This window comes from Hydrogenophaga sp. (assembly GCF_011390835.1).
In the GTDB taxonomy this organism is placed as follows: Bacteria; Pseudomonadota; Gammaproteobacteria; order Burkholderiales; family Burkholderiaceae_C; genus Hydrogenophaga.
On sequence record NZ_JAABRQ010000057.1, the window covers coordinates 1 to 4,325 of the forward strand.

Below are 4,325 nucleotides of genomic sequence, written 5' to 3' on the forward strand. Positions count from 1 at the left end.
GTCCTGCTCAATCTTTTCAATGCGGGTGTTGGTGAAGAACTCAACCCGTCCGGTGTCCACCGCGCCTTCCAGCAAAGACTTGTGGATGTCCACGCGGTGAATCACCGCGTAAGGGTTGCCAAAACGCTGGCGGAAGGCTTCGCCGGTCTCGATCTTGCCTACCAGGGTTTCGTCGAGGGCGTCGTGCATGACCATGTGGTCGGTGTAAACCGCGCGGCTGCGCGCCTTGTCGCCCACGCCCAGCGCGTCAAACGCATGGAAGGCGTTGGGGCCGAGCTGGATGCCGGCGCCGATTTCACCGATCTCCGGCGCCTGCTCGAACACCTGCACGTTAAAGCCCTGTCGAACCAGGGCCAGCGCGGCGGCCAGGCCGCCGATGCCGCCACCGGCGACCAAAACCGGCAGTGGCGAATTTACTTCACTCATCTTGTGCCTCCAGCGGGATAACGTCTGCGTCAATTAACGCATACTAATCATAAGTATACTTATCATAATAGCCCGATTAAGATGCGTCAACGCTTTCAGACACCTCTTATGGAAAACCCCGACCTCATCGATATTGATCGGCAACCCGGACACCTGATCCGTCGTCTGCACCAGATTGCGGTGGGCGTCTTTCTGCAGGAAAGCGGGGAACAGGGCGTCACACCCGTGCAGTACGCGGCCCTGCAGACGGTGTCTAAACAACCGGGCATCGACCAACGCACACTCTCCCGCGCCATTGCGCTGGACGCATCCACCACAGGAGGCGTGGTGGACCGGCTCGAAGTCCGAGGCTGGATAGAGCGCCGGCAGTCGCCGGAAGACCGGCGCGCGCGCCAGCTCTTTCTCACACCCGATGGCGCGCAAGGGCTGTCCGACGCCATTCCGGCCATGTTGCGCGCACAAGATCAGATTCTGGCTCCGCTCACGCTGCGCCAGCGCGCCGAGTTCATGCGCTTGTTGCAGTTGCTGGTGACGCAAAACAACGACCTCAGCCGCGCTCCCAGCGAGGCCGCGCGTGGATGACCCTGAGCCCGCCCTTTGTGGGCAACGTAGTCATGGACGCAGGGATTTCCTGGACCACCGGGGCGAGTCCATTCCCTGGTGAGTGCGGGTGCGTCTCAGCCGCTGCGAGTGACAATAGCGCCGGCTCGGTTTTGTCTTCACTCCCGCGTGCGGGAGGGCCGGTGCGAGCACCGTTTCAGAGCCGGATCAACGCAACGCCGCCCAGCACCATGCCCGCTGCCAGCAGACCCGGCCGCAGGCGCCCTTCCTTGAACCAAAGACCACCGATGAGCACCGCAAACACCACCGAACTCTCGCGTAAGGCAGCCACCAGCGCGACCGGTGCCTGTGTCATGGCCCACAGCACGATGCCATAGCCCGCTGTCGAAATGCCGGCCCCTATAAAACCCAGCTTCCAGTGTTCGCGGGCATACCGCATCAGGACTTGCGGGTCGCGGCGCCATTGCTGCGTGAGTGCCAGCAGCGGGTCCAGCAGCACCAGGGTAAACACATAGCCAAGCGGGTTGCCCGACAGGCGCACGCCCTGGCCGTCCACCAGGGTGTAGCTTGCGATCAGGCCCGCATTGAGCAGGGCGGCGCGTCCCGAGGGGTGGCGCAGCAGCAAGGCCAGCGGTTGCCCGCTGAACAGCGCGATGGTGAGCACACCGCCCAGGATGCTTGCCACGCCCAGCCATGCCGTCAGGGGCAAGGCCTCATGCAGCACGCCAACAGAAAACAGAAAAACCAGCAAAGGCGCCAGGCCTCGCATGGCCACATAACCGACAGCCAACTGGCCACCCTCGTAAATCCGCATCAACAGCGCGATGTACACCCAGTGAATGACCGCCGAGGTGGCGATGTAGGGTGCGCTGGCCAGGCTGGGCAAGCCGGTGAAACACAGGCCGACGGCTGCCAGCAGGGCGGCGCAGGCGTGGAGCAATATGGTGTATTGGCGCTTGTCGGGTGCACCACGGATTATCGCGTTCCAGCTTGCGTGCATGAGTGCAGCGGCCAGAACGGCCAGCAGCACACCCGTGCTCATGCCGGGTTCAACCACCTGTGCCTTGGCGCAGTGCCTGAGCAATCACCTCCAGCGCCCACCACAGGTCGGCTTCATCCACGTTCAAGGGCGGCGCCAGCACCAGCACCGTTCCCTGCCCCACCTTGAAAGACAGGCCATCGCTCAGGCAGCGGTACAGCACCGTTTCGGCCAGGTCGGCGTCGTGCAGTTCGATGCCGATCAGCAGGCCTACGCCACGCACTTCTTTGACCACCGGCAGGTCGGCGGTCAGCGCGAGCAGGCGCTGTACGGCTGCATTGCCCAGGCGCCGGCTGCGCTCTATCAGACCCTCCTGCTCGATCACGTCCAGCACCGCCAGCCCGGCGGCGCAGGCCAGCGGGTTCTTTTCATGGGTGTAGTGGCCCAGAGAAATGTGCTGGCCCAGGTTCAGGCCCTCGCGGGCGATCAGCGCTGCCAGCGGCATGCTTGCGCCGCCCAGGCCCTTGCCAATAACGATCATGTCGGGCTCGATGCCGTACCGCTCAATGGCAAACAGGTGACCGGTGCGGCCCAGCGCGATCGGGATCTCGTCCAGGATCAGCAGAACGCCGTGGCGGTCGCAGATCTGGCGCAGCCTGCGGTAGTAGTCCAACGGTGGTGCCTGCACATCGGTGCAGCGCACCGTCTCGACGACGACGGCAGCCACATCGCCCTCCTTGCGCAGGCAGTAGTCGATGTAGTCCACGCAGCGCAGCGCGCACTGGCCGCCACAACCGAACACGCAGGCGCCCGGATCGCAGGGCGGCACATGTTCGCTGCCGGGCATCAGCGGCCCGATGCCGCGGCGGAAGACCGCTTCGCCCCCAATGGAAATGGCGTCCAGTGAAGCCCCATGAAACGCATCCCACATGGAGAGGGTCTTGAAACGACCTGTGGCCAGGCGCGCCAGCTTCAGCGCCATGCCGATGGCGGCCGTGCCACCCGGGGCAAAGAGCAGGCGCGCGCCGGTCATGGGGGCGGCCTGACACAGGCGCCGGGCCAGGTCCACGGCGGGGCGGTTGGTGTAGCGGCGGGGCGAAAAAGGCAGCGTCTCCAGTGTTTCCCGCATCGCGGCCAGCACCGTGGGATGGCCGTAGCCCACCTGGTGCAGGCTGTTGCCATGAAAGTCGAGGATGCGCCGCCCGGCGGTGTCCAGCAGCCAGGCGCCTTGTGCGCCCTGCAAGGCATTCAGGCAGGGGGTGGACATGGACTGGTGCAGGAACCAGCGCGCGTCTTCGTCGAGCAGCTCGCGGGTGGCGGCGTCCAGATGCTGCGCCTGCCAGGCCGCGCGGCGGTCACCCAGGTTGATGTCGCCTTCGCTGCGGTCGATCTCAGCTGGCATCGCTCGCGCCCTGTATCTCGCCGTCGCGAAGCATGCGGGCCTTGCCGCCCTGCGCATGGTCAAACAGGGCCTGCGCCGCGCCGGCGGCATCGCCCGCCGCCAGGCGGTCCACGATGGCGCTGTGTTCCTCGGCAAAGCGCGGAATGGCCATGGGTGCCAGCAGATTGCGGCGGCGAAACAGGGCCAGCAGCTTGCACAGTCTGCGGTACTGCTCCACCAGCACCGGGTTGCCGGTCATGGCCACGATGCAGTCGTGAAAGCTCAGGTTTAGCTCGTGGAACCGGTCCACATCGTGGGCCTGCACCTCGCTCATCGCATCGGTCATGTGGCGCAAGGTGTGCAACTGCTCGGGTGTGACGCGTGTGGCCAGCAGCCGACCGGCGGTGGCGTCCAGCCCGGCACGCACGTCGTACAGGTCTGCCGCCTCGCTCAGCGCGATCTTGCGCACATGGGCGCCCCGGTTCTTTTCCTGCCGGATCAGGCCGGACTCTTCGAGGGTACGCAGCGCCTCGCGCAGCGGGCCGCGCGAGATGCCAAACCGCTGGGCCAGTGCCATCTCGTTGAGCTTGCTGCCAGGGGCCAGAGCGCCGTTCAGCACCAGGTCTTCGATGGCCTCGGCCACCAGGCGCGTGAGCGAGGTGCTCTGCAACTGGGCCAGTGCTTTTTCCGGATGGGTGGGTAGGAGTTCGTTCACGTTGTGTCTGTGCTTTTATCAACGAGATTCTAGGACGGATTGCGAAAATGTCGATTGTCAACAATCTGACACATAACGTGAATAAGCTGAGAGTTGTCGTGAGGGGTGAGGACTCGTTGTGAGTGAGACGCCGCATGACAACCCGATCTTCCGACGTCTTTCCACGGAGCACCCCATGAAGCTGAACACCCTGCTGAAAACCGCGCTGGTTGGCGCAATGGCCGCCTTGCTGGCCATGCCCGCCATGGCACAAAAAACCCGCC

At 64.6% G+C, this 4,325-nt stretch carries 5 protein-coding genes; 1 reads left to right on the plus strand and 4 read right to left on the minus strand.

Features of this window, described 5'->3' with window-relative positions; all coding sequences use genetic code 11:
• Positions 1-426, minus strand: a 426-nt coding sequence (locus tag GPT34_RS17515) for an FAD-dependent monooxygenase (protein ID WP_291015276.1), incomplete at its 3' end; no start/stop codon positions are given.
• A 108-nt stretch (positions 427-534) separates the two neighbouring features.
• On the opposite strand from GPT34_RS17515, the gene GPT34_RS17520 reads away from it, so the two are divergent.
• Positions 535-1,008 (plus strand): MarR family transcriptional regulator, encoded by a 474-nt coding sequence (locus GPT34_RS17520; protein ID WP_291015279.1) that lies wholly within the window; start codon positions 535-537, stop codon positions 1,006-1,008.
• Positions 1,009-1,183: 175 nt separating this feature from the next.
• Here GPT34_RS17520 and GPT34_RS17525 read toward each other — a convergent pair whose 3' ends face one another.
• From GPT34_RS17525 to GPT34_RS17535, 3 genes are read right to left on the minus strand one after another with little or no spacing between them, the layout of a single operon-like run.
• Positions 1,184-2,029: an EamA family transporter gene (locus GPT34_RS17525; RefSeq protein WP_291015282.1), complete on the minus strand. Its 846-nt coding sequence runs from the start codon at positions 2,027-2,029 to the stop codon at positions 1,184-1,186.
• A gap of 7 nt (positions 2,030-2,036) precedes the next feature.
• Complete coding sequence (locus tag GPT34_RS17530) at positions 2,037-3,368, minus strand: aspartate aminotransferase family protein (protein WP_291015284.1); 1,332 nt, start codon at positions 3,366-3,368, stop codon at positions 2,037-2,039.
• Positions 3,358-4,062, minus strand: a complete 705-nt coding sequence (locus GPT34_RS17535; protein ID WP_291015286.1) for an FCD domain-containing protein — start codon at positions 4,060-4,062, stop codon at positions 3,358-3,360. Before GPT34_RS17535 ends, GPT34_RS17530 begins: the two co-directional genes overlap by 11 nt.
• Between the last annotated feature and the right edge of the window lie 263 nt (positions 4,063-4,325).

Coding starts and splice junctions, on each gene's coding strand:
- GPT34_RS17520 (WP_291015279.1), top strand. CDS start 535: ATGGAAAACCCCGACCTCATCGATATTGATCGGCAACCCGGACACCTG.
- GPT34_RS17525 (WP_291015282.1), bottom strand. CDS start 2,029: ATGAGCACGGGTGTGCTGCTGGCCGTTCTGGCCGCTGCACTCATGCAC.
- GPT34_RS17530 (WP_291015284.1), bottom strand. CDS start 3,368: ATGCCAGCTGAGATCGACCGCAGCGAAGGCGACATCAACCTGGGTGAC.